The 21,952-nt window shown below is 69.1% G+C and carries 17 protein-coding genes; 5 read left to right on the top strand and 12 right to left on the bottom strand.

Annotated features, from left to right (window positions below):
• The first annotated feature begins 3 nt into the window (after positions 1-3).
• Together MMB92_RS02180 and MMB92_RS02185 are read left to right on the top strand one after the other, a co-directional pair.
• Positions 4-174: a hypothetical protein gene (locus MMB92_RS02180; protein WP_164530823.1), complete on the top strand. Its 171-nt coding sequence runs from the start codon at positions 4-6 to the stop codon at positions 172-174.
• 356 nt (positions 175-530) lie between these two features.
• Positions 531-1,394, top strand: a complete 864-nt coding sequence (locus MMB92_RS02185; protein ID WP_006488766.1) for a crotonase/enoyl-CoA hydratase family protein — start codon at positions 531-533, stop codon at positions 1,392-1,394.
• Positions 1,395-1,442: 48 nt separating this feature from the next.
• Here MMB92_RS02185 and pdeR read toward each other — a convergent pair whose 3' ends face one another.
• The 4 genes from pdeR to MMB92_RS02205 all read right to left on the bottom strand — a co-directional run bounded on the left by pdeR (position 1,443) and on the right by MMB92_RS02205 (position 9,937).
• Positions 1,443-3,446: a cyclic di-GMP phosphodiesterase gene (pdeR, locus tag MMB92_RS02190; RefSeq protein WP_006495698.1), complete on the bottom strand. Its 2,004-nt coding sequence runs from the start codon at positions 3,444-3,446 to the stop codon at positions 1,443-1,445.
• A 568-nt stretch (positions 3,447-4,014) separates the two neighbouring features.
• Entirely contained in the window at positions 4,015-7,653 is a 3,639-nt protein-coding gene (locus MMB92_RS02195; protein WP_277562487.1) for a hydantoinase B/oxoprolinase family protein, read from the bottom strand.
• A 128-nt stretch (positions 7,654-7,781) separates the two neighbouring features.
• On the bottom strand, positions 7,782-9,080 hold the full coding sequence (locus MMB92_RS02200) for an MFS transporter (protein WP_006484334.1): 1,299 nt from the start codon (positions 9,078-9,080) through the stop codon (positions 7,782-7,784).
• 83 nt (positions 9,081-9,163) lie between these two features.
• Entirely contained in the window at positions 9,164-9,937 is a 774-nt protein-coding gene (locus tag MMB92_RS02205) for a putative hydro-lyase (protein ID WP_006484320.1), read from the bottom strand.
• A gap of 206 nt (positions 9,938-10,143) precedes the next feature.
• On the opposite strand from MMB92_RS02205, the gene MMB92_RS02210 reads away from it, so the two are divergent.
• Both MMB92_RS02210 and MMB92_RS02215 read left to right on the top strand, forming a co-directional pair.
• Positions 10,144-11,076 carry a LysR family transcriptional regulator gene (locus MMB92_RS02210; RefSeq protein ID WP_006484336.1) on the top strand — a complete coding sequence of 311 codons (933 nt, stop codon included), beginning with the start codon at positions 10,144-10,146 and terminating at the stop codon, positions 11,074-11,076.
• Between the two features lie 154 nt (positions 11,077-11,230).
• Complete coding sequence (locus MMB92_RS02215; RefSeq protein WP_062910060.1) at positions 11,231-12,121, top strand: hypothetical protein; 891 nt, start codon at positions 11,231-11,233, stop codon at positions 12,119-12,121.
• Positions 12,122-12,131: 10 nt separating this feature from the next.
• On the opposite strand, the gene MMB92_RS02220 is transcribed toward MMB92_RS02215, so the two are convergent.
• The 8 genes from MMB92_RS02220 to MMB92_RS02255 form a co-directional block, all read right to left on the bottom strand.
• Complete coding sequence (locus MMB92_RS02220; protein WP_006484329.1) at positions 12,132-12,458, bottom strand: antibiotic biosynthesis monooxygenase; 327 nt, start codon at positions 12,456-12,458, stop codon at positions 12,132-12,134.
• 63 nt (positions 12,459-12,521) lie between these two features.
• Entirely contained in the window at positions 12,522-13,508 is a 987-nt protein-coding gene (locus MMB92_RS02225) for a YkgJ family cysteine cluster protein (protein ID WP_277562488.1), read from the bottom strand.
• Positions 13,502-14,314 (bottom strand): MetQ/NlpA family lipoprotein, encoded by an 813-nt coding sequence (locus tag MMB92_RS02230; protein WP_277562489.1) that lies wholly within the window; start codon positions 14,312-14,314, stop codon positions 13,502-13,504. The genes MMB92_RS02225 and MMB92_RS02230 overlap by 7 nt, the downstream gene beginning before the upstream one ends.
• On the bottom strand, positions 14,311-15,360 hold the full coding sequence (locus MMB92_RS02235) for a formylglycine-generating enzyme family protein (protein ID WP_006495704.1): 1,050 nt from the start codon (positions 15,358-15,360) through the stop codon (positions 14,311-14,313). The genes MMB92_RS02230 and MMB92_RS02235 overlap by 4 nt, the downstream gene beginning before the upstream one ends.
• A gap of 16 nt (positions 15,361-15,376) precedes the next feature.
• Complete coding sequence (locus MMB92_RS02240) at positions 15,377-17,347, bottom strand: arylsulfatase (protein WP_006484325.1); 1,971 nt, start codon at positions 17,345-17,347, stop codon at positions 15,377-15,379.
• Positions 17,348-17,483: 136 nt separating this feature from the next.
• A complete protein-coding gene (locus tag MMB92_RS02245) occupies positions 17,484-18,203 on the bottom strand; it encodes an SDR family oxidoreductase (protein WP_006484321.1) in 720 nt (239 codons plus the stop codon).
• Positions 18,204-18,364: 161 nt separating this feature from the next.
• Positions 18,365-19,672 carry an MFS transporter gene (locus MMB92_RS02250; protein ID WP_062911377.1) on the bottom strand — a complete coding sequence of 436 codons (1,308 nt, stop codon included), beginning with the start codon at positions 19,670-19,672 and terminating at the stop codon, positions 18,365-18,367.
• Positions 19,673-19,842: 170 nt separating this feature from the next.
• A complete protein-coding gene (locus tag MMB92_RS02255) occupies positions 19,843-20,772 on the bottom strand; it encodes a LysR family transcriptional regulator (protein ID WP_006484328.1) in 930 nt (309 codons plus the stop codon).
• Positions 20,773-20,908: 136 nt separating this feature from the next.
• Here MMB92_RS02255 and MMB92_RS02260 point away from each other — a divergent pair, with 136 nt between their 5' ends.
• Positions 20,909-21,928: an NAD(P)-dependent alcohol dehydrogenase gene (locus MMB92_RS02260; RefSeq protein ID WP_006484330.1), complete on the top strand. Its 1,020-nt coding sequence runs from the start codon at positions 20,909-20,911 to the stop codon at positions 21,926-21,928.
• Positions 21,929-21,952 lie beyond the last annotated feature (24 nt).

Consider the following 21,952-nt stretch of genomic DNA (forward strand, 5'->3'; position numbering starts at 1 on the left):
CTCATGTCGATCGGCGACGCTTTCGAAACCGGTGACCGCGTAATGGCGTTCGCGTGGCTGCGCGTGATCCTGTCAGGCACGCTGCCGACGGTGCTGCATCTCGAACGGCGGCATCCGAAACCGATCGACGCCGAGCGGCCATGCGCGCCGCGCATTCCCTCTCGCTCACTGTGAGGTGAGGCGAACCGCCCGCACGCCGGCCCGACCCGCAACAGCGGATCGACGTCCTGGCGTCGCTTTCAGCGCGTAAGCGGCGGCAACGCCGGCTGCCTCACCGCCGGTGCGCCCGCTCCACTCGAGTCCCCCCACCCACCGACCTCAGCCCCTCGTCTCTCCGTCCGTCGTCACCCGTCCTTTCGCCCGAACGCAAGCCGCACCGGTGTCCCGGTCGTGCGTTGTTCCCCGCAATTCGACTTTTGTGCGCGCGCAACAATGGCGATGCCTCGCGCCAGGCGCCCCGGCGGGCAACCCGATACCCGCATGGCGCATGGCGCGACGGTCTTTAAAACCACATCTCACGAGGACATACCATGCAACTCCAATCCCATCCGGCGTGCCGGCCGTTTTACGAAGCCGGCGAACTCTCGCAACTGACGGCCTTCTACGAAGAAGGCCGTAACGTCATGTGGATGATGCTGCGATCGGAGCCGCGGCCGTGTTTCAACCAGCAACTCGTCACCGACATCATCCATCTCGCGCGCGTCGCACGCGACTCGGGCCTCACGTTCGACTTCTGGGTGACGGGCTCGCTCGTCCCCGAGCTGTTCAACGTCGGCGGCGACCTGAGTTTCTTCGTCGACGCGATCCGCAGCGGCCGGCGCGACCAGCTGATGGCCTATGCGCGCTCGTGCATCGACGGCGTGTACGAGATCTACACGGGCTTCGGCACCGGCGCGATCTCGATCGCGATGGTCGAGGGCAGCGCGCTCGGCGGCGGCTTCGAGGCCGCGCTCGCGCATCACTACGTGCTCGCGCAGAAGGGCGTGAAACTCGGGTTCCCCGAGATCGCGTTCAACCTGTTCCCGGGCATGGGCGGCTATTCGCTGGTCGCGCGCAAGGCGAACCGCGGCCTCGCGGAATCGCTGATCGCAACCGGCGAAGCGCATGCGGCAGAGTGGTACGAAGACTGCGGGCTGATCGACGAGACGTTCGACGCCGGTGACGCGTATCTCGCGACGCGCACCTTCATCGACGTGACGAAGCCCAAGCTGAACGGCATCCGTGCGATGCTGCGCGCCCGCGAACGCGTGTTCCAGCTGTCGCGCTCGGAGCTGATGGACATCACGGAAGCGTGGGTCCATGCGGCGTTCACGATCGAGCCGAAGGACCTCGCGTACATGGAACGCCTGGTGATGCTGCAGAACCGGCGCGTGTCGAAGCTGCGCACGGTGTAATGCGACGGGCGCCGCCGACGGCCGGCGGCGCCTTGTCCGGAACGACGCTCAGGCGATCAGCCTGAGCTTTCTCGTCTCCGCGAGCCACGCCTCGAACGCCTGCGCCGGCATCGGCCGCGCGTAGTAGTAGCCCTGCGCGTGATCGACGTCGAGCTGCTTGAGGAATTCGGCTTCCGCATGCGTTTCGACGCCTTCGGCGACCACCGCGAAATTCAGCGCCTTCGCGAGCGACACGACCGAGCGCACCAGCGCCTGCGAGCGCGGATTGCGGTCGATCGCCGTGATGAAGGTGCGGTCGAGCTTGATCGCGTCGAGCGGCAGCCGCGACAACTGCGACAGCGACGAATAGCCGGTGCCGAAATCGTCGAGATGGATCTCCGCGCCGAGCTGGCGGAACTGCCGCATCAGCCCGATGGCCGCGTCCTCGTCCTCGATGAAGCAGCTCTCGGTCAGCTCGATGTCGAGCAGGCCGGGCTTGAGCCCCGCGCCGTCGAGAATCGACGCGAACTGATGCACGATGTTCATGTCCTGCAACTGCCGCGCGGACACGTTCACCGCGATCCGGATGCCGAGCCCCTTCGCCTTCCACGCGGCAGCCTGCGCGGCTGCCGTGCGCATCACCCAGCGTCCGAGCGGCGCGATCAGCCCCGACTCTTCCGCGAAACGGATGAACTCGACCGGCGCGACGAGCCCGCGATCGGGCGACTGCCAGCGGATCAGCGCCTCGACGCCGTGCACGTCGCCCGTCGCGATATCGACGACCGGCTGGTAATGCAGCACGAACTGCTCTTCCTCGAGCGCCTTGCGCAGGTTCGTGTCGAGCCACATGTACTTCGCGACCTTCTGGTTCATCTCCAGCGAGAACACGCGATACGTATGCTTGCCCTCTTCCTTCGCGACGTACATCGCGGTATCGGCGCTGCGGATCAGCGTCTCGAGCGAATCGCCGTGCTGCGGATGCATCGCGATGCCGATCGAGCAGCTCGTGTAGACCTCCATCAGCCCGAGATGGATCGGCGTGCGCAGCCGCTCGAGGATGATCTGCGCGGTCGCTTCGAGCAGCGGGCGCGTGCCCTGTTCGAACAGCACGAGGAATTCGTCGCCGCCGAGCCGCGCGAGCGTCGCGCCGGACGGCAGGCAGCCGCTGATGATCGCCGACACGTCCTGCAGCAGGCGGTCGCCGGTGATGTGCCCGTAGTGATCGTTGACGCGCTTGAAGTTGTCGAGATCGAGGAACAGGATGCCGACCTGCCCGCGCGTCTGCTCGCTCTCCGCGGCGATCGCCGCGTGGATGCGCTCGCTGATCGCATGACGGTTCGGCAGCCCGGTGAGCACGTCGGTGTTCGCGAGCTCGGTGAGCCGCTGCTGCGCGTTGCGCTCCTCGGTGATGTCGATGCCCGAGCAGATCAGGTACTGCTCGTCGACGCCGCTGCCGCTCTGCACGAACTTGTTGCGGAACTGGAACAGGCGCGGCCCGTTGACCGTGTTGATGTAGCGCTCGACCGCGAACGACTGGTTGCTCGCGAAGAAGCCCGTGATGTTGCTGCGCGACTGCGCGCCCTGCTCGGGGCTCATGAACAGCTCGAACGCGCTGCGGCCGATCACGTCGACCTCGCGCTTGCCCGTCACTTCCTCGCACAGGCGGTTGAAGCGCTGCACCATCCCGTTGCGGTCGAGGATCACGACGAGCGAATTCACTTCGGACACGACCTGCTCGGCGAACGCGAGCCCGTGCGACAGGTCGCCGGCGACGGATTCGGTATCGGAATAGGCGGACGCCGTGCCGGCCCAGTCGACCGTATTGACCTTCCTGCCGACGAGATGGAGGCTGACCGGGTTGCCGAACAGCACGATGTCGAGCACGAGGTGCGACGTGACGCCGGTCAGCGCGCGGATGCGCGCGGCCTGCTCGACCGTCAGCGCGATCGCGACGTTGGTCAGGCCGCGGACCGCGGCCAGTTCGAGCGCGTTGCTGTCGCTGCCGAGACGCCAGCAGGGGCTGCGCGTACCGACGTGCGCCTCGAGCACCGCGCTATCGTTTTCGTCATCCATGGACACGCCCCGATCCAGAAAAAACGCACAGTGTAGTCGGAGGCGAGTGGGCCGACCGCCTTCCCGGGCCGCGCCATGCGCGTGCCCGGCAGGGCAGCCGTGATTGCCGTGACAGCGGGCCTCGTCCCGTCCTTGTTTCCAGCTAATGCGACCGGCGTTCGCGCGTGACGCGCAGGTTCTGCCTTACGAATGATGAGAGCCATCTTATCAAATGACGATGAGGATTGGCACTCACATTTAGAGCAGAGTGTCAAGGAATCGGGACTCGATTGGCAAGCCGGATTTTTCATGATTGGCAGCATGCGACGGAGCGGATGACGCGCGGCGAATCGGGGCCGGCGCGACGGCCCGGAAGCCCCGTCTGGCGGGCATTTGCGGCCGATTCATGGATAAGGGGACGGATCTTCGGGGCGGCCGTCGCGGCAGGGTCGAATCACATGCCGCAATCCGGTTTTCCGCCATTTTTGATTCCGTTCGCGCGTGAATGCGCGGCTTTATTCCACAGTTCGTTGAAATAGTCTCCCCGCGCCCGGCGCGGGACGTCCGCGCCGGGCGCCGGGTACGCGGCTCAGCCGGCCGCGCCGTAACCGCCGCCGCCCGGCGTTTCGACGACGAACACGTCGCCCGGCGCCATCTGCGCGCGACCGATGTGATCGAGCACCTCGACCGTGCCGTCCGCCCGCTCGATCGTGTTGCGGCCGAGCGCGCCGGCTTCGCCGCCCGCCGCGCCGAACGGCGCGTGGATCCGGTTGTTCGACAGGATCGACGCGGTCATCGGCTCCAGGAAGCGGATCCGTCGCACCGCGCCGTCGCCGCCGCGCCAGCGCCCGCCACCGCCCGAGCCGGCGCGGATCCGGTGCGAATCGAGCCGCACCGGGTAGCGCCATTCGAGCACCTCCGGATCAGTGAGCCGCGAGTTCGTCATGTGCGTCTGCACCGCGCCGACGCCCGCGAAGCCGTTGCCCGCGCCGCTACCGCCGGCGATCGTCTCGTAGTACTGGTACTGATGGTTACCGAATGTGAAGTTGTTCATCGTTCCCTGGCTCGACGCGACGCAGCCGAGCGCGCCGTACAGCGCGTTGGTGATCGCCGACGACGTCTCGACGTTGCCCGAGACGACGGCCGCCGGATACTCGGGATTGAGCATCGAGCGGGCCGGCACGATCACGGTCAGCGGCTTCAGGCAGCCGGCGTTCAGCGGAATGTCGTCGCCGACCAGCGTGCGGAACACGTACAGCACCGCGGCCATGCAGACGGCCTTCGGCGCGTTGAAATTGTTGCCGAGCTGCGCGGACGTGCCGGTGAAATCGATCTCCGCACGCCGCGCCGCGCGATCGACGCGGATCGCGACGCGAATCTCCGCGCCGTTGTCGAGCGGATAGCGGTACGCGCCGTCCTGCAGCGCGCCGATCACGCGCCGCACCGCTTCTTCCGCGTTGTCCTGCACGTGCCCCATGAACGCGAGCACGACGTCGCGGCCGAACTGCGCGACCATCCGGCGCAGCTCGTCGACGCCCTTCTGGTTCGCGGCGACCTGCGCGCGCAGGTCGGCCATGTTCTGCTCGACGTTGCGCGCCGGGTAGCGGCCGGATGCCAGCAGCGCGCGCGTCTCGGCGTCGCGCAGCACGCCGGCCGACACGAGCTGCCAGTTGTCGATCAGCACGCCTTCCTCGTCGATATGGGTCGAATCGGGCGGCATCGAGCCCGGCGTCGTGCCGCCGATGTCCGCGTGGTGGCCGCGCGAGCCGACGTAGAACAGCGGCGCGTCCGAGCCGTCCGCGAACACCGGCGTGATGACCGTCACGTCCGGCAGGTGCGTGCCGCCGTGATACGGGTCGTTCAGCATGAACACGTCGCCGTCGCGCATGCGGCCGCGGTTGCGCTCGATCACCGTGCGGATGCTTTCGCCCATCGAGCCGAGGTGCACGGGCATGTGCGGCGCGTTCGCGATCAGGTTGCCGTCGCCGTCGAAGATCGCGCACGAGAAGTCGAGCCGCTCCTTGATGTTCACCGAGTACGCGGTGTTCTGCAGCCGCAGCCCCATCTGCTCGGCGATCGACATGAACAGGTTGTTGAAGATCTCGAGCCGCACCGGGTCGGCGTCGGTGCCGAGCGAGCGGCGCGTCGGCAGCGGCGTCGTGCGCGTCAGCACGAGGTTGCCCTGCGCGGTCATCGCGGCGCGCCAGCCGGGCTCGACGACGGTCGTGCCGTTCTGCTCCGCGACGATCGCCGGGCCGTCGATCGCGTCGCCGGCGCGCAGCGTGTCGCGCACGACCAGCGCCGCGTCGTGCCACCGGCCGCCGGAATAAAAGCGCGCGGCCGCGTGCGCTTGCGGCGCCGCGCCAGCCTCGCGCGGCGCGAGCGGCGCGATGTCGACCGGCGCGTCCGAGCGGCCGATCGCCTCGACCGACGCCAGTTCGGCCACCAGCGGCGTGCCGGGCATCAGGAATGCGTAGCGCTGCCGGTACGCGGCCTCGAACGCCTGCTGCATCGCGGCGACGCTGCCGGCCGGCACGTCGAGCGCCGAATCGGTGCCCTGGTAGCGCAGGTGCACGCGCCGCTCGGTCGCGATCCGCTCCGGCGCCACGCCCTGTTCGAGCAGTGCGCCGATGGCCTCGTCGGCGAGCCGGTCGAGCGCCGCGTTCAGCGCCGGCAGCGATGCGTCGGACAACACGGCTTCCACCGCGCGCTCGCGCATCGCGGTCTGGTCGGCCAGCCCCATCCCGTATGCGGACAGCACGCCCGCGAGCGGATGCGCGAACACCTGCGTCATCCCGAGCGCATCGGCCACGCCGCACGCGTGCTGGCCGCCCGCGCCGCCGAACGTCGTCAGCACGTAGCGCGACACGTCGTGGCCGCGCTGCACGGAAATCTTCTTGATCGCGTTCGCCATGCTGCCGATCGCGATTTCCAGGAAGCCTTCGGCGAGCGCCTCGGGCGTCTCGCGCCGGCCGGTCGCCGCGTGGATTTCATCGGCGAGCGCCGCGAACTTCGCGACCACGCCGTCGCGGTCGAGCGGCTGGTCCGCATGCGGGCCGAACACGCGCGGGAAATGATCGGGCTGGATCTTGCCGAGCATCACGTTGCAGTCGGTCACCGTCAGCGGGCCGCCGCGCCGGTACGCGGCCGGCCCCGGGTTCGCGCCGGCCGATTCGGGGCCGACGCGCAGCCGCGCGCCGTCGAAGCCGAGCACCGAGCCGCCGCCGGCCGCGATCGTGTGGATGCTCATCATCGGCGCGCGCATCCGCACGCCGGCCACCTGCGTCTCGAACTCGCGCTCGAATTCGCCGTTGTAGTGGGACACGTCGGTCGACGTGCCGCCCATGTCGAAACCGATCACCTGCTCGAAGCCGGCCGCGCGCGCCGCGCGCACCATCCCGACGATGCCGCCGGCCGGGCCCGACAGGATCGCGTCCTTGCCCTGGAACGCATCGGCGCGCGTGAGGCCGCCGCTGCTCTGCATGAACTGCAGGTTCACGCCCGGCATCTCGTGCGCGACCTGCTCGACGTAGCGGCGCAGGATCGGCGACAGGTACGCGTCGACCACGGTCGTATCGCCGCGCGACACCATCTTCATCAGCGGCGACACCTCGTGCGACACCGATACCTGCGTGAAGCCGATGCGGCGCGCGAGCTCGGCCAGCATCCGTTCGTGCGCGGTGTGGCGGTAGCCGTGGATCAGCACGATCGCGAGCGCACGCACGCCGCTGTCGAACACGCGGCGCAACGACGCTTCGGCGCCCTGAACATCGAGCGGCACGACCACGTCGCCATGCGCGCCGACGCGCTCGTCGATCTCGACGACCGTCTCATACAGCGCGTCGGGCAGCACGATGTCGAGATCGAACAGGCGCGGCCGGTTCTGGTACGCGATGCGCAGCACGTCGCGAAAGCCGCGCGTCGTGGCCAGCGCGGTGCGCTCGCCCTTGCGTTCGAGCAGCGCGTTGGTCGCGACCGTCGTGCCCATCTTCACCATGTCGACCTGCGCGGGCGTGATCGGCTCGCCGGCCGCGAGGCCGAGCAGGTGGCGGATGCCGGCCACGGCCGCGTCGCGGTACTGCTCGGGGTTTTCCGACAGCAGCTTGTGCGTGACGAGCGTGCCGTCGGGCCGCCGCGCGACGATGTCGGTGAACGTGCCGCCGCGGTCGATCCAGAATTGCCAGCGCGCGGCGTCGGAGGGAACGGAGGAAAGGTGTCGGTCAGTCATGGTGTCGGTCGATGCGTCGTTGAATCGAGGGACGAACGCCGCCGCACGGCGCGCGTCGCGCGCCGTGTCACGGGGTCGATGAAGAGGGAAGAAACACGCGGGGCGGGCCGCCCCGCCGCTGCCGTCGGTCAGGCGGCGTCGAGTTCGCGGCCGCGGGTCTCGGGCAGCGTCAGCGCGGCGACGATCACCACGCCGTAGGCGGCGACCGCGAAGATGCCGATGCTCATGCCGAGCCCGTATTGCTTGGACAGCGCGCCGATCAGGAACGGGAACAGCGCACCGATCGCGCGGCCCACGTTGTAGCAGAAGCCCTGGCCGGAGCCGCGCACGCGGGTCGGGAACAGCTCGGTGAGGAACGCGCCCATCCCCGAGAAGATGCCCGATGCGAAGAAGCCGAGCGGAAAGCCGAGCCACAGCATCGACGCGTTGGTCAGATTCAGCGACGTGTACGCGAACGCGATCACCATCGAGCCGACCGCGAACAGGATGAAGTTCGGCTTGCGGCCGAGGCGGTCGGTCAGGTACGCGCTCGTCAGGTAGCCGACCCACGAGCCGAAGATGATCATCGCGAGATAGCCGCCGGTACCCATCACCGTGAGGTGCCGTTCGGTCTTCAGGAACGTCGGCAGCCACGTCGTGATCGCGTAGTAGCCGCCCTGCGCGCCGGTCGTCAGCAATGCCGCGCGCAGCGTCGTCGTGATCAGCTTCGGCGCGAAGATCTCGGTGAGGCGCGGCGCGTCGGCCACCTTCGCCTGCGCGGCCTTCTCCTTCTCGTAGACGTCCGGCTCCTTCACGTAGCGGCGGATCGCGACGACCAGCAGCGCGGGCGCGAGCCCGACCAGGAACAGCGCGCGCCACGCCTGCTCGGCCGGCAGCACCGAGAACAGCAGCGCATACAGCAGCGCGCACAGCCCCCAGCCGATCGCCCAGCCCGACTGCACGAGGCCGACCGCCCTGCCGCGGTCGCGCGCGCGGATCACTTCGCCGATCAGCACCGCGCCGGCCGTCCATTCGCCGCCGAAGCCGAAGCCCATCAGCGCGCGCGCCGCGACCAGCTGGTGGTAGTTCTGCGCGAGCCCGCACAGCGCGGTGAACACCGCGAACCACAGCACCGTCAGCTGCAGCGTGCGCACGCGGCCGATCCGGTCGGACAGGATGCCGGCGATCCAGCCGCCGAGCGCCGACGCGAGCAGCGTGATCGTGCCGATGAAGCCCGCGTCGGCGAGCGAGATGCCCCAGGTCGCGACGAGCGTCGGGATCACGAACGACAGCATCTGCGTGTCCATCCCGTCGAGCATGTAGCCAACCTTGCAGCTCCAGAATGCGCGGCGCTCGCGCGGCTGCGCATCCGCGTACCACGAGAACAGGCCGCTGCGCTCGCGGCTCGCGGGCTCGGCGGCGGGCGCCGCGAGGGTCTTGCTTTCCATGGTGGTGCTCCTGTCGTGATGCGCCGTCAAATGGCTTGTGGTGCGGTATGTCGCGGTATGTCGCGTACGGGGTGGCCGGCCGGTCAGAACACGGCCAGCGATGCGTTCGTGATGTCGGTCATCAGCATGTGGCCGGGCGTATGCGCGATCGCGATCGGCAGCTTCGCGTCCATCAGCGCGGTTTGCGGCGTCACGCCGCACGCCCAGAACACCGGCAGCTCGCCGTCGCGGATCGTCACCGCGTCGCCGAATTCGGGCGCGTTCAAGTCGTCGATGCCCAGTTCCCGCGGGTGGCCGATATGGATCGGCGCGCCGTGCACGCCCGGGAACCGGCTCGTGATCTGCACCGCGCGGATCGCGTCGGCGCCGCGCAGCGGCCGCATCGACACGACCAGCTGGCCGCCGAAGATCCCCGCGCGGCGGTTCGCGATCGACGTGCGGTACATCGGCACGTTGCGCCCCTCCTCGACGTGGCGCAGCCCGATCCCTTCGCGGGCCAGCATGTCCTCGAACGAGAACGAGCAGCCGATCGCAAATACGACGAAATCGTCTTGCCACAGCGCTTCGAGCGACTCGACGCGCTCGGTCAGCCGGCCGTCCCTGTATACGTTGTAGCTCGGCACGTCGGTGCGAATGTCGAGATCCTCGCCGAGCGCGGCGATCCGGAACGCGCCCGGTTCGCCGACGCCCAGCAGCGGGCAGGCCTTCGGGTTCGCCTGGCAGAAGCGCAGGAAATCGTGCGCGTACGCGTCGGGCAGGATCGCCAGGTTCGCCTGGGCAAACGGGCCGCAATGGCCGGCGGTCGGGCCGCGGAACGCGCCGCGGCGCACGGACTGGCGGAATTCGGAAGGCGTCATGATGGTCGGTCGCAGATCGGGATGGCGTGGGGATGACGGTGGTGTGTCATCGGATATGGCGAAGAATAGAAAGGAAAAAATTTTGTCGCCAACGAGTTTTTTTGTGCCCGTTGTATAGAATTTCTTAACGGATCTGCGGGTTTTCCCCGGTCCCGTTCACTTTTCGTCGCCGGCAAGCTGCGCATCCACTGCCTCGCCCGACCGCCATGAACACACGTTTTCTCGAAACCTTCGTCACGCTCGCGAAGCTGCGCAACTTCCGCACGACCGCGGCGGCGCTGCATGCGACGCCGGCCGCGATCTCGCAGCGCCTGAAGGCGCTCGAGGACGAACTGCAGACGGTACTCGTCGATCGCGACAGCCGCGCGTTCCGGCTCACGCCGAACGGCGAATACCTGCTCGGTTATGCGAAAGCCGTGGTCGAGGCGACGCAGGAACTGCAGGCCGCCGCGTCCGGCGAAAGCGCGCTGCGCGGCAAGCTGCGGCTCGGCGTGATCGAGACGGTCGTGCACAGCTGGCTGCCGCACTACATGCGGCGGCTCGCGGCCGACTATCCGCAGCTCGAGATCGATCTGACCGTCGACGTCAGCGTCGTGCTGCAGCGCCGGCTGATGGCGGGAGAACTCGACCTGATCATCCGCGTGGAAGGCAGCGACGAAGCGTCGGTCGTGTGCGACGCGCTCGCGAACTACCCGGTACGCTGGATCGCCCGCGCCGGGCTGCTGCCGAACACGCGCACCGGCCTCGCGCGGCAGGTGCTGCGCCAGCCGATCCTCACCTACGGGCGCGGCACCGCGCCCCATCGCGCACTGGAAGACATCGTCCGCACGCTCGCGCACGCGCATGGCGTGCCGCTGTCGGAGACGCGCATCACCGGATCGCCGTCGATCTCGGTGATCGTGCAGCTGGTGCGCGACGGTTTCGGCGTCGCCGCGATTCCGGTGCTGTTCGTCGATGCGCTGATCGAGCGCGGCGAAGTCGTCGAGTTGCCGCTGCAGCCGTCGCCGCCGTCGATCGTCGTGTCGATGTCGCGGCGGGCCGACGCGCCCAGGTTCGTGCACGGTGCGTCGATCGCCGCGCGCGCGGCATGTCACGAGTATTGCGAGAAGAGCACGCGGTTGCTGGTCGAAGCGCTGTGACGGCGCAGCGGTGGACGACGCACGTTCGACATCGCCGCGCGAATCGCCCACAATCGCGTTCGGCGCGTCGCCACGTCGGCCCGCGCATCGTGAATGACGGCCCGGCCATCCGCCATTCGTCGCTTCGCATGATCGTGCACAACGAGAAGGCAACATGCAGATTCGCTCCGCTTCGCCCCGCCTGAACCTCGCGCGTGTCGTGATCGTCGCGTCGTACATCGCGTCGCTGCTGCTGCCCGTCGCGGCCGAACCGCCGAATGCGGCCGGCGCGGTGAGCTGGTGGCACGGCTACACGGTGCTCGCGCTCGGCGGGCTCGCGATCCTCGACCTGCAATTCGCGTGGCTCGGCAACCCGTTGCTCGTCGTCGCGCTGCTCAGGCCGAGCCGTACCGTGTCCGCACTGCTGGCCGGGGTCGTGGTCTTTGCGCTCGGGTGGCATACGATCCCGACCGATGCGAACTACGAAACGATCCGCACGTTCGGGGCCGGGTACTACTTATGGATCGCGGCGATGGTGGGCGCCGCCGCGCTGCCGTGGATCGGCGGACGCGAACGGCAGGATGGCGTGGCGCCGAGCGTTGCGGCCGGTGCCGCGGGTGGGGCCGCGCCGACCGGCACTGGCACTGGCACTGGCGCAGTCGCCGGCAGCACGGCCCGATCGAATGCCGCGCGATCGTCGACCCGACAAAACGGCTGGACCGTAACGGCAACCGACACGCGCATCGAAGCGACCGACGGCACCGGGGCGATGCGCGGCATCGCGCTGTCCGACCTCGGCGCGATCGTGATCGAGACCAACGACCAGGGGCCGTTCGCGTCGGATGTCTGGTGGATTCTGTTCGAGACGAACAAGCAATTCGCCTGCGCCTTCCCGCAGGATGCAGAAGGCGCGAAGGCGGCGATCGACCGGCTGCTCGACCTGCCCGGCATCGATCACCGCAAGGTCATCGACGCGCAGACGTCGATCCAGAACGCGACATTCCCGATCTGGGAGCGCAGGGCGAACGAGCCGGCCGCGCCGGGAGAAGCCGGCGCAGCGGCCTGACCGGCAACGCTTACGCTGACGCCCCTGCATGCGGCGGCGTCAGCTTGCCGTCGCCGTACTCGCGAAGCACCTGCGAAATCACGACGCGATACCCGTCCAGCCAGCGCGCCTGCTTCGCCTTGGCTTCGAGATGCGCGGGATGCTGGATCAACTGCCGCAGCGCCGCCTCGGATTCCCAGTAGTAGACGTTCTGAATCAGGCCCGCTTCCGCGTTCTCCCACGTTTCCTCGCCGAGATAGCCCGGCGTCGCACGCGCCATGTCGGCGATCTGCCGGTCGAGCCGGTGGAATTCGTCGTCGTACTGCCCGGCACGAAAAATGAAGGTCGACGCGTACATGCCGCTCCATCCGAACGAGTGAAAGAGCGCCAAGTGTAAGGCACGCGCGGCGTGCCGCGATCGTCACGCGGCGAGCGGATCGGCGTCGACGCGATCGTCGAGCCATGCGTCGATGCGTGGCGCATCGTCACGCGTGCCAACCGCGGATGCGGGCATGGCCGCGAGCGCCCGTCGCGCCCGATCCAGCGCCTGCGCGAAGCCGCGCAATTCGTGCGTCGCGGGCCGGTCGGCCGCCTGCCGGCGCACGAGCGCCGCTTCGATGTTCGCGCCGATCAACGCGAGCTGGGCGTCGATGAAGTCGATGCACAGCGCGCGGCAATGCGCGGAAACCGGCGCGACGGCCAGCAGGACCGGCACGATCGACACGGTCAGGTAGCCGCCCGGCGCAAGCCGCGACAGCGCATGACGCACGTCCTGCCCGCCATCGGTCAACGACGCGAACACGGCGTCGCGCCACACCGCGCGCTCGAACACGAGCGCAGCGCGATGCGCGTCGAGCGCCGCACGGTCCGCGACCTGTCCGGCCGTCACCAGCGGAATCGAGAACACCGATTCATCGGCAGACCGCACGCGCCCCGCTTCGACGATGCAGTTCGCGCCCAGCCACGCCGCATCGTCGCGCCGCGCCGCGAGCACGCGGGCCTGCAACCGGTCGGGCAGCGCCGGATCGAGCGGCACCGCGCGGCAGATCGACGGCTTGTTCGCGTGCACGCCGCAGCGGCCGTCGTCGGCGAGCGCCGCGCAGCGGCCCAGCGACGGATAGTCGTAGCCTTGCAGCGTCAGCGCGAGCCATTCGCCGTTCATGCCGCCGCCGCGATGGAACAGCCGGTCCGCCAGCGCATCGGCGGCCGCGACGTCGTCCGCATCGAGCGTCTGCTCGCGCCCGCCTGCCTGCCAGCGTTCGCCCGTTCGCCGCTTCGGCACGCGGCGCAGCGTCAATGCGCCGACGAAGCGATGCCGATGCCGGAACAGTTCGCGCAACGACAGCGTCGGCGCGCTGTTGCAGCAGCGTCCGCACGCGTTGCACGCGAGCTGGTAGGTGTCTACCACGGCCGCCGCACCGAATCCTGGTAGCGCGTGAGGATGAAGCGCGCGACGTCGTCCGAGTGATACGCGGCGACGAGCTGTGCGACCCACGGCTTCTCGCGATCCGCGTCGCGCACCGTCAGCACGTTCGCATACGGCGAGCGCGCATCCTCCAGGCTGATGCTGTCGCGCGCGGGCTGCAGCCCGAAGCGGGCCGCGTCGTCGCTGTCGATCGCGACGAACGCGGCCGTATCGAGCGCCGCGTAAAGCCGGTCGCGGCGCAGCGCGACGAATTTCAGCCCGAGCCGGTTGCCGGTGACGTCGCGCAGCGTCGCATGCAGACCGGCTTTTTCGCGCAGCGTGACCAGCGTGTCGTTCTGCAGCAGCACGAGCGCACGCGCCATCCCGCGCCGATCGGCGGGGAGCGCGACCGTCGCGCCGGGTTGCAGTTCGTTCAGGTTCTTCAGCTTGCGCGAATAGAACGCCATCGGCAGCGTGACGGTCGGCGCGACTTCGGTCAGCGCGACGCGCTGGCGTGCGCGAGTCGCGGCCAGCTGTTGCGCATCCTCGAAACTGGCCGCGTCGATCCGCCCGTCGGCCAGCGCCGTGTCGATGCGCGACGCATCGTCGAATTCGACGACGTCGACACCGAGCCCGCGCGCGGCAGCCACCCGCTTCACTTCGTCGAGGATCTGCGCATGCACGCCGCGCGTGACGCCGACGCGCACGGCCGGTGCAGTGGCGTCGGCAGCCATCGCCGCACCATGATGCGCGATGCCGCATGCCGCCAGCAGCCACGCCGACACGAATCGCCCGATGCCCGCCGTCATGACGCGTCCCTCAGGATCGTGCGAAACCCGATATGCGACGCGCCGAGATCGGCTTCCTGCTGTTCGCGCGACGATGCGCGATAGCGCACGCAGTAATCGCGCGAGCACAGGAACGAACCGCCCTTGATCACCATCGGCGTATCGTGCCGGCGCGTCGGCGGTGCGACGGCCGCCGTGTCGCCGTTCGTGTGCGATTGATGCGGGCCCGTGTACGCGTCCTTCGTCCATTCCCACGCATTGCCGATCATGTCGTAGAGGCGAAAACCGTTCGCCGCATAGCAGCCGACGGGCGCCAATCCCGCGTGGCCATCCTCGGCCGAGTCGAGCACCGGAAACGCGCCCTGCCAGTAGTTCGCGGCCGGCTTGCCCTGCGCATCGCGCGGCGCCGCATCGAGCGATGCGTCGTCGCGGCCGGCCTTGCCCGCGTATTCCCATTCGGCCTCGGTCGGCAAATCGCGGCCGAGCCAGTGCGCATACGCGAGCGCATCGCGCTGCGTGACGAGCGTCACCGGCAGGTTGCCGAGCCCCGTCACGTCGCTGCCGGGCCCGCGCGGATGCCGCCACGACGCGCCCTTCACCCACGACCACCATGCGAGGTCGCGCGCGTTCATCTCGTCGCGCGTCGGCACATGAAACACCGCCGCGCCGCCCTGCTGCTCGGCCTCGGTCACGTAGCCGGTGGCCTGCACGAACGCGGCGAACTGCGCGATCGTCACGTCGGTCTGGTCGATCCAGAAGCCGCCGACGCGCGTGCGGCCGTCGCCGACCGGACGCTCGTCCGCATAGCCGCGCGTGCTGCCGAACACGAACGCGCCGCCGCGCAGGTGCACCATCCCGGCCTTCGGATCGTCGCGCCATTTCGACGGCAGCCCCGAATAGCGTTCGCACTCGCGCTCCGAACCGAGCGGCGCAAGCGCGCGGCCGCGATTCAGGTCGTCGAACGCGCCGCCTGCCGGCGCCGCCGGGTTCGCATAGCCGGCCGCGAACGCGGCGGCGAACAGCGTGGCGGCCAGCGCCGCGCCGATCGTCCAGAAGCGGAACCGCATCGTGTCGCTCCCGCGCTCAATAGTAGCCGCGCGGACGCAGCGGCTCGACGCCGCCGACGTTGCTCATGTAGGCCTTCCACTGGTCGACGAGCGTGCCGATCACCGACGGATTCTGCGCGGACACGTCGGTCGTCTCGCCGCGATCCGACGCGAGGTCGTACAGCTGCCAGTGGCCGTCGAGCGGGCCGAGCGGCGGCTCGGTCCACAGCGCCTTCCAGCGGCCGTCGGCGCTGCGCAGATACGCGCGGCCGTACGCTTCGTCGCCAAACGGCGTCGTGTGCACTTCGCCCGTCGCCGAACCGGTGAGCACCGGCAGCAGCGACTGGCCCGTGACCGGATACACGTAGCGGTTGTTGTAGACGACCTTGCCCTTGTTCTGGTCGACGCCCGTCAGCGTGTTGACGAGCGGCGGCGCCGGCTGCGACGGCGGCGTGACGCCCGCGACCGCGAGGAACGTCGCCGTGTTGTCGGTCACGTGCGTGAACGCGCGCAGCGTCGGCAGCGGCTGCGACTGGCCCGGCAGGTGCACGATCGTCGGCGTCGACACGCCGCCTTCGCCCGAATAGCCCTTCGTGAGCCGGAACGGCGCCGCGCTCACTTCCGCCCAGCGCAGCCCGTACTGCAGGCGCTGCGCATTCTGCTTGCCGTTGTCGGTGCCCAGCGCCGAATAGGTCGGCTCCTGTGCGTTCGCGGTGTCGGTCGCGGTCGGGTCGGCGCCGGAATCGATCGGCCAGCCTTCCGCGCCGTTGTCCGACTGGAACATGATGAACGTGTTGTCGTATTCGCCGATGTCCTTCAGGTGCTGGATCAGCAGGCCGATGTTGTAGTCGAGGTTCTCGACCATCCCCGCGTAGATCTCCATGTAGCGCGCCTGCGCCTTGCGCTCGGCCGGCGACAGGCTCGACCACAGCTTGTCGACCTTGCCGGGGCCGTAGTCGCCGTAGCCGTCCGCGGCCGAATGCACCGCGTTGATGTACTTCGCGCCGGCCGTGCCGTTGTTCGCGGTCGCGGGCGAGGCGACCGTCGTCTCGGGCAGCCCGTCGAACGGCTTGAAATCGGCCGGAATCAGGCCGAGCGCCTTCTGCCGCGCGATCCGCGCGTTGCGGATCGCATCGTAGCCGGCGTCGTACACGCCCGCATATTTGTGCAGCCACGGATCGGGCACCTGCAGCGGCCAGTGCGGCGACGTGTAGGCCGCGTACGCGAAGAACGGCTTGCCGTCCTGCTTGTTCGCATCGATGTACGAGATCAGCTTCTGCGTATAGAAATCGGTCGAATAGAACACGGCCGGGCTGCCGCCCGCGCCGCCCGGCTGCCCGGGCTGGCCCGGCTGCACGTAGCGGCCGTCTTCCGTGTAGTTCGACGAGCCGGCCGGCTCGTGCGCGAAGTGGTTCGTCGCCGCGCCGCCGAGCAGCACGTAGCTGCGCTCGAAGCCCCACTGGTCGGGCGTCTGCCCGCTGCCCGTCGTACTGCCGACGATGCCCGAGCCGATGTGCCACTTGCCCGCGATGTACGTGTGATAGCCGGCGTCCTTCAGCAGTTGCGCGAACGACAGCGCGCGATCGTTCAGGTAGCCCTCGTAGCCGGGCAGCCCGCGCCGTTCGTCGGTCGGCACGCCCATCGTGCCTTCGCCGACGAGATGGTGATCGGTGCCCGATACCAGCATCGCGCGCGTGATCGCGCAGACGGTGCCCGTGTGGTGGTTCGACAGGATGCGGCCCGATGCGACGAGCGCGTCGAGGTTCGGCGTGTTGATCTCGCCGCCGAACGCATGGATGTCGGAGTAGCCGAGATCGTCGGCCATGATGTACAGGATGTTCGGGCGCTTCGCGGCCTGGGTCGGGGTGGGCGCTGGCGTGGCGCCGGCCTGCGACGGCGGCGCATCGCTGTCGACGCCGCCGCACGATGCGAGCGACACCGCGCCGGCAATCGCGGCGCAAACGACACGGAAACGAAAGGCATGCAACGGCGAAGCGGACTTTTTCATTCTTGTTGACGCTCGATCTACGGGAGCGGCGATCTTAGCGTCGCCCGCGCAGCGCCCAAAGTCGGATTCGTCACATGCTAACGGGGTGGGGGAATATGCGACGCGTATCGTCCGCCACGCGTCGCGCCGCCGTGCGTCAACTGCGCCCGCCGAGGCTGCCGCCGCCGTCCACCGCCAGCACCTGCCCGGTGACGAAACCGGCTTCGTCGGACAGGAAGAACGCGGTTGCGGCCGCGACGTCGTCGGCCGTGCCGAGCCGGCGCGCGGGAATCGTCGCGAGCACCTTGCGCTCGGCTTCGCTGCCGACCGGCCGCGTCTGGCGGAACAGCTCGGTCTCGATCGGGCCGGGCGCCACCGCGTTGACGGTCACGCCGTGCTCGGCGAGTTCGAGCGCCCACGTGCGCGTGCAGCCGACCAGCGCGTTCTTCGCGGCGGAATACGCGGTGCGGTCGAGGCTGCCGAAAATCGCGCGGCTGCAGATGTTGACGATGCGCCCGTGGCCGCGCGCCTTCATCGCATCGGCAAAATGCTGCGTGACCTGGATCGCGGCCCGCACGTTGAGATCGAACACGGTCTGCAGCGACTGGAAATCGATCTTCCCGAGCGGTTGCGGCAGCACGATGCCCGCATTGTTGACGATGCCGTCGACGTGGTGGCGTTCGCCGATCCGCGCGAGCGTCGCGGCGGTCTGTTCGATATCGGCGAGATCGCACGCGAGCAATTCGCCGGGGAAGTCGATGCCCTGCGCGTGCCGCGCGAGACCGACGACGCGATGGCCGCGTCGGGCGAGCGTGGTGCTGATCGCGAGGCCGATGCCGCGTGATGCGCCGGTGACGAGATAAGTGCGGGATGACATAGGCGTGCCCTTGGGAAGGAATCCGGAGGAAATGGCGCAACGCGCCTTGTGGTCACCCGGCGCGCGCGTGCTCCGCCCGATTGTGCCGCAGCGATGAGAAACGCGTACGGTCGATGCCTTCTCGTCGCGTTCGATGCGTCACCCTCACACTCGCCAGTCGCTCACCCCACCCGCCCCGCCACCACCGGCATTACGCGCCGCGACGCGATCCGCAACGCGAGCACACCACCCGCCAGCAACGCGGCCGCGACGAGCAGCAGCGCGAGATCGTACGAATGCGTGACGTCCTTGATCCGCCCCATCACCGGCGGCAGCGCGAGCCCCGCGATGTTCGCGACCGCGTTGATCAGCGCGATCGACGCGGCCGCCGTGAGGCCCGACACGTACTCGGTCGTCACGGCCCAGAACACCGGCGTCGCGGCCCAGTTGAAGCCGACCGCGAGCACCAGCAGCGCATACGCGACGGGCAGCACCGGCGTATAGATCGCCGCGATCAGCAACGCACCGGCCAGCAGCATCGGCACGCCGAGATGCAGCGCGCGTTCGCCGCCGAGATCCGAATGCCGGCCGTTCAGGTACATCGCGACGCACGCGAACAGGAACGGCAGCGCGGACAGGCTGCCGACCGCGAAGCTCGACTGTCCCGACAGACTCTTCACGAGCAGCGGCAGAAACAGCGTGAGGCCGATCGTGCCGAACGCCTGCAGCAACCAGAACGCGGCGAGCGCCCACACCTTGCCGTCGCCGAACGCACGCCGCAATGCGCCGCCGTGCGACAGATGTTCGCGCGGCGCGGCGTCGCGCAGCGTCGCTTCGAGCCACGCGCGTTCGTCGGCCGGGAGCCAGCGCGCGTGCGCGGGCGTGTCCGGCAGGCGGCGCAGCACGACGAACCCGAGCAGCAACGCGGGCACGCCTTCGAGCAGGAACAGCCAGCGCCAGCCTTCGACGCCGAGCACGCCGTTCAGGTTCAGCAGCGCGCCGGACAGCGGCAGCCCGATCACCGACGCGAGCGTCGCGCCGATATAGAAGAACGACATCGCCCGCGCCCGGTCGCTCTGCGGATACCACGCGGACAGGTAGTAGATGATGCCCGGCGTGAAGCCGGCTTCGGCCGCGCCGAGCAGCAGCCGCATCGCATAGAGCTGCCCCGGCGTCTGCACCGCGCTCATCGCGGCCGCGACGATACCCCACGTGATCATGATCCGCGCGATCCAGCGACGCGCGCCGACCCGCGCGAGGAACAGGTTGCTCGGCACCTCGAACAGGATGTAGGTCACGTAGAACAGCCCCGCGCCGAGCCCGTACATTTCGGCGCTGAGGCCGAGGTCGGCGTTCATCTGCAGCGCCGCGACCGAGATGTTCGAGCGGTCGATATACGCGACGAGGTACAGCAGCATCAGGAACGGAATCAGGCGCAGGTTCAGGCGCCGCATCGTCGCGGCGTGCAACTGCGGGGCGGTGGCGGTCATCGGCATGTCTCCTGGATCGTCTCGCGTGAGGCGCGGCGTCATGCAGGCCAGTCTAGGAGCCGCGTGAAATTCGCGTCAATTACCGGGACGTCTTCTCGATATGTGAGACGCGAGCGGGCGCGATGCGCAGCCAGCCGGGTTGTCGCGCCGTCGTCGGAACAGCGTCGCCGTCACGTACGCTCGCCGCTCGCGTCGTCGGACGCCAGCATGTGCGGAATCTCGTCGACCAGCGCATCGACGACGACCCGCACCTTCGACGGCACGTGGCGCGCCGCCGGCCGCACCGCGAACACTTCGGCGCCCGACACGCTGTCGCTGTCCATCACGAGCGCGAGGCGGCCGTCGCGCACGTACGGCGCCATCAGCCAGCACGGCAGCCACGCGAGGCCCGCGCCGGCGGCGGCCGCGTCGGCGATCGCCTGCAGGTCGTCGAACCGCAGGCGGCCGGCCGCGCGATGGTCGTGCACCGCGCCATCCGCGCCGATGATCCGCCACGGTGTCGGCTGTCCGCCGCGCGAATACGCGATGCCGACGTGCGACGCGAGTGCCTCGAGCCCCGACGGCCGGCCATGACGCGCGAGATAGTCGGGCGATGCGCAGATGCCCATGCGTTGCACGCCCAGCTTGCGGCCGACCAGCGCGCTCGTATCGGCCAGCTCGCCGATGCGCACGGCCAGGTCGAAACCGTCGTTGACGAGGTCGGCCACGCGATCGCTGAACGACATGTCGATTTCGAGCCGCGGATGGCGCTCGACGAGCCGCCGCACGACGGGCGCCACGCACTGCCGCCCGAACAGCACGGGCACGCTGATGCGCACGCGCCCGGCCGGCTCGCGGCGGCCCGCGTCGAGCGCGGCTTCCGTCTCGCCCAGTTCGGCCAGCAGCCGCCGGCACTGCTCGTAATAGACGAACCCTTCGTCGGTAAGGCCGAGCTGGCGCGTCGTGCGCTGCAGCAGCCGCGCGCCGAGCCGGAGTTCGAGCCGCGCGACGATCTTCGCGACGGCCGAGCGCGTCATGCCGAGGCGCAGCGCCGCCGCCGCGAAGCTGCCCGATTCCACCACGTCGACAAATTCGGCGACGCCTCTGAGCCGTTCGTCCATGCCGTTCCGCTCCGCTCCAATGAAATGCGATGACGGGGTTGTGTCCATGACGGCAACAATCGTTGGCCAAATTCTCGCCAATGCGTCCACCCGCGCGACACTATGATAGTCCGGACTATCTCGAAAAGGAGTCGACATGCATGCATGGCAAATCAAACCGGGCGACGGCCTGGCCGGGCTCCGGCGCGTCGACGCGGCAGCGCGACCGGTCGGGCCGACCGACGTCGTCGTGAAGATCCACTCGGCCGCGCTGAACTACCGCGACCTGATGTTCGCGCGCGGCGACTATCTGGGTATCGGCAAGGAAGCGCTGATCCCCGTCGCCGACGGCGCCGGCGAAGTCGTCGAGACCGGCCGCGACGTCACGCGCTTCAAGCCGGGCGACCGCGTGATCAACACCTACTTCCCGCGCTGGATCGACGGGCCGCCGACGCCGCAGAAAGTCGCGGGGTCGCCCGGCGCGCAATTCGACGGCGTGCTCGCCGAACGCTTCGTGTCCGACGAAACCGCGCTGGTCGCGATTCCCGCGCATCTCGACTACGACGAAGCGGCGACGCTGTCGTGCGCGGGCATCACCGCATGGAACGCGCTGTTCGTCGACGGCGGACTGGAGCCGGGCGCGACCGTCGTGCTGCTCGGCACCGGCGGTGTGTCGATCGTCGCACTGCAGCTTGCGCAGGCCGCCGGGTTGCGCACGATCGTCACGTCGTCGAGCGATGCGAAGCTCGAACGCGCGCGTGCACTCGGTGCGGACGCAACGATCAACTATCGCGCGACGCCGGAATGGCAGCACGAGGTGCTGCGGCTCACCGACGGCGCCGGCGCGGATCTGGTCGTCGAGGTCGGCGGCCGCGATACGCTGCCGCGCTCGGTCGCCGCGACGAAAATCGGCGGCATCGTGTCGGTGATCGGCGGCCTCAGCAGCTTCGGCGGGCCGGAACTCGGGCTGCTGTCGCTGATCGGCGGCTTCCGGCGGTTGCACGGTTTCATGGTCGGCAGCCGCGCGATGCTCGACGACGTCGTGCGGCTCGTCGACGCGAAACGGATCAAGCCGGTGGTCGATCGGGTGTTCGGCTTCGACGAAGCGCCGCAGGCGTATGCGCACCTGCAATCGGGGCAGCACTTCGGCAAGGTGGTGATTCGCGTCGCCTCGTGACGCGCGCAAGGACCGCCCGCCGCG

This window comes from Burkholderia sp. IO2 (genome assembly GCF_029522185.1).
Classification (GTDB): domain Bacteria; phylum Pseudomonadota; class Gammaproteobacteria; order Burkholderiales; family Burkholderiaceae; genus Burkholderia; species Burkholderia cenocepacia.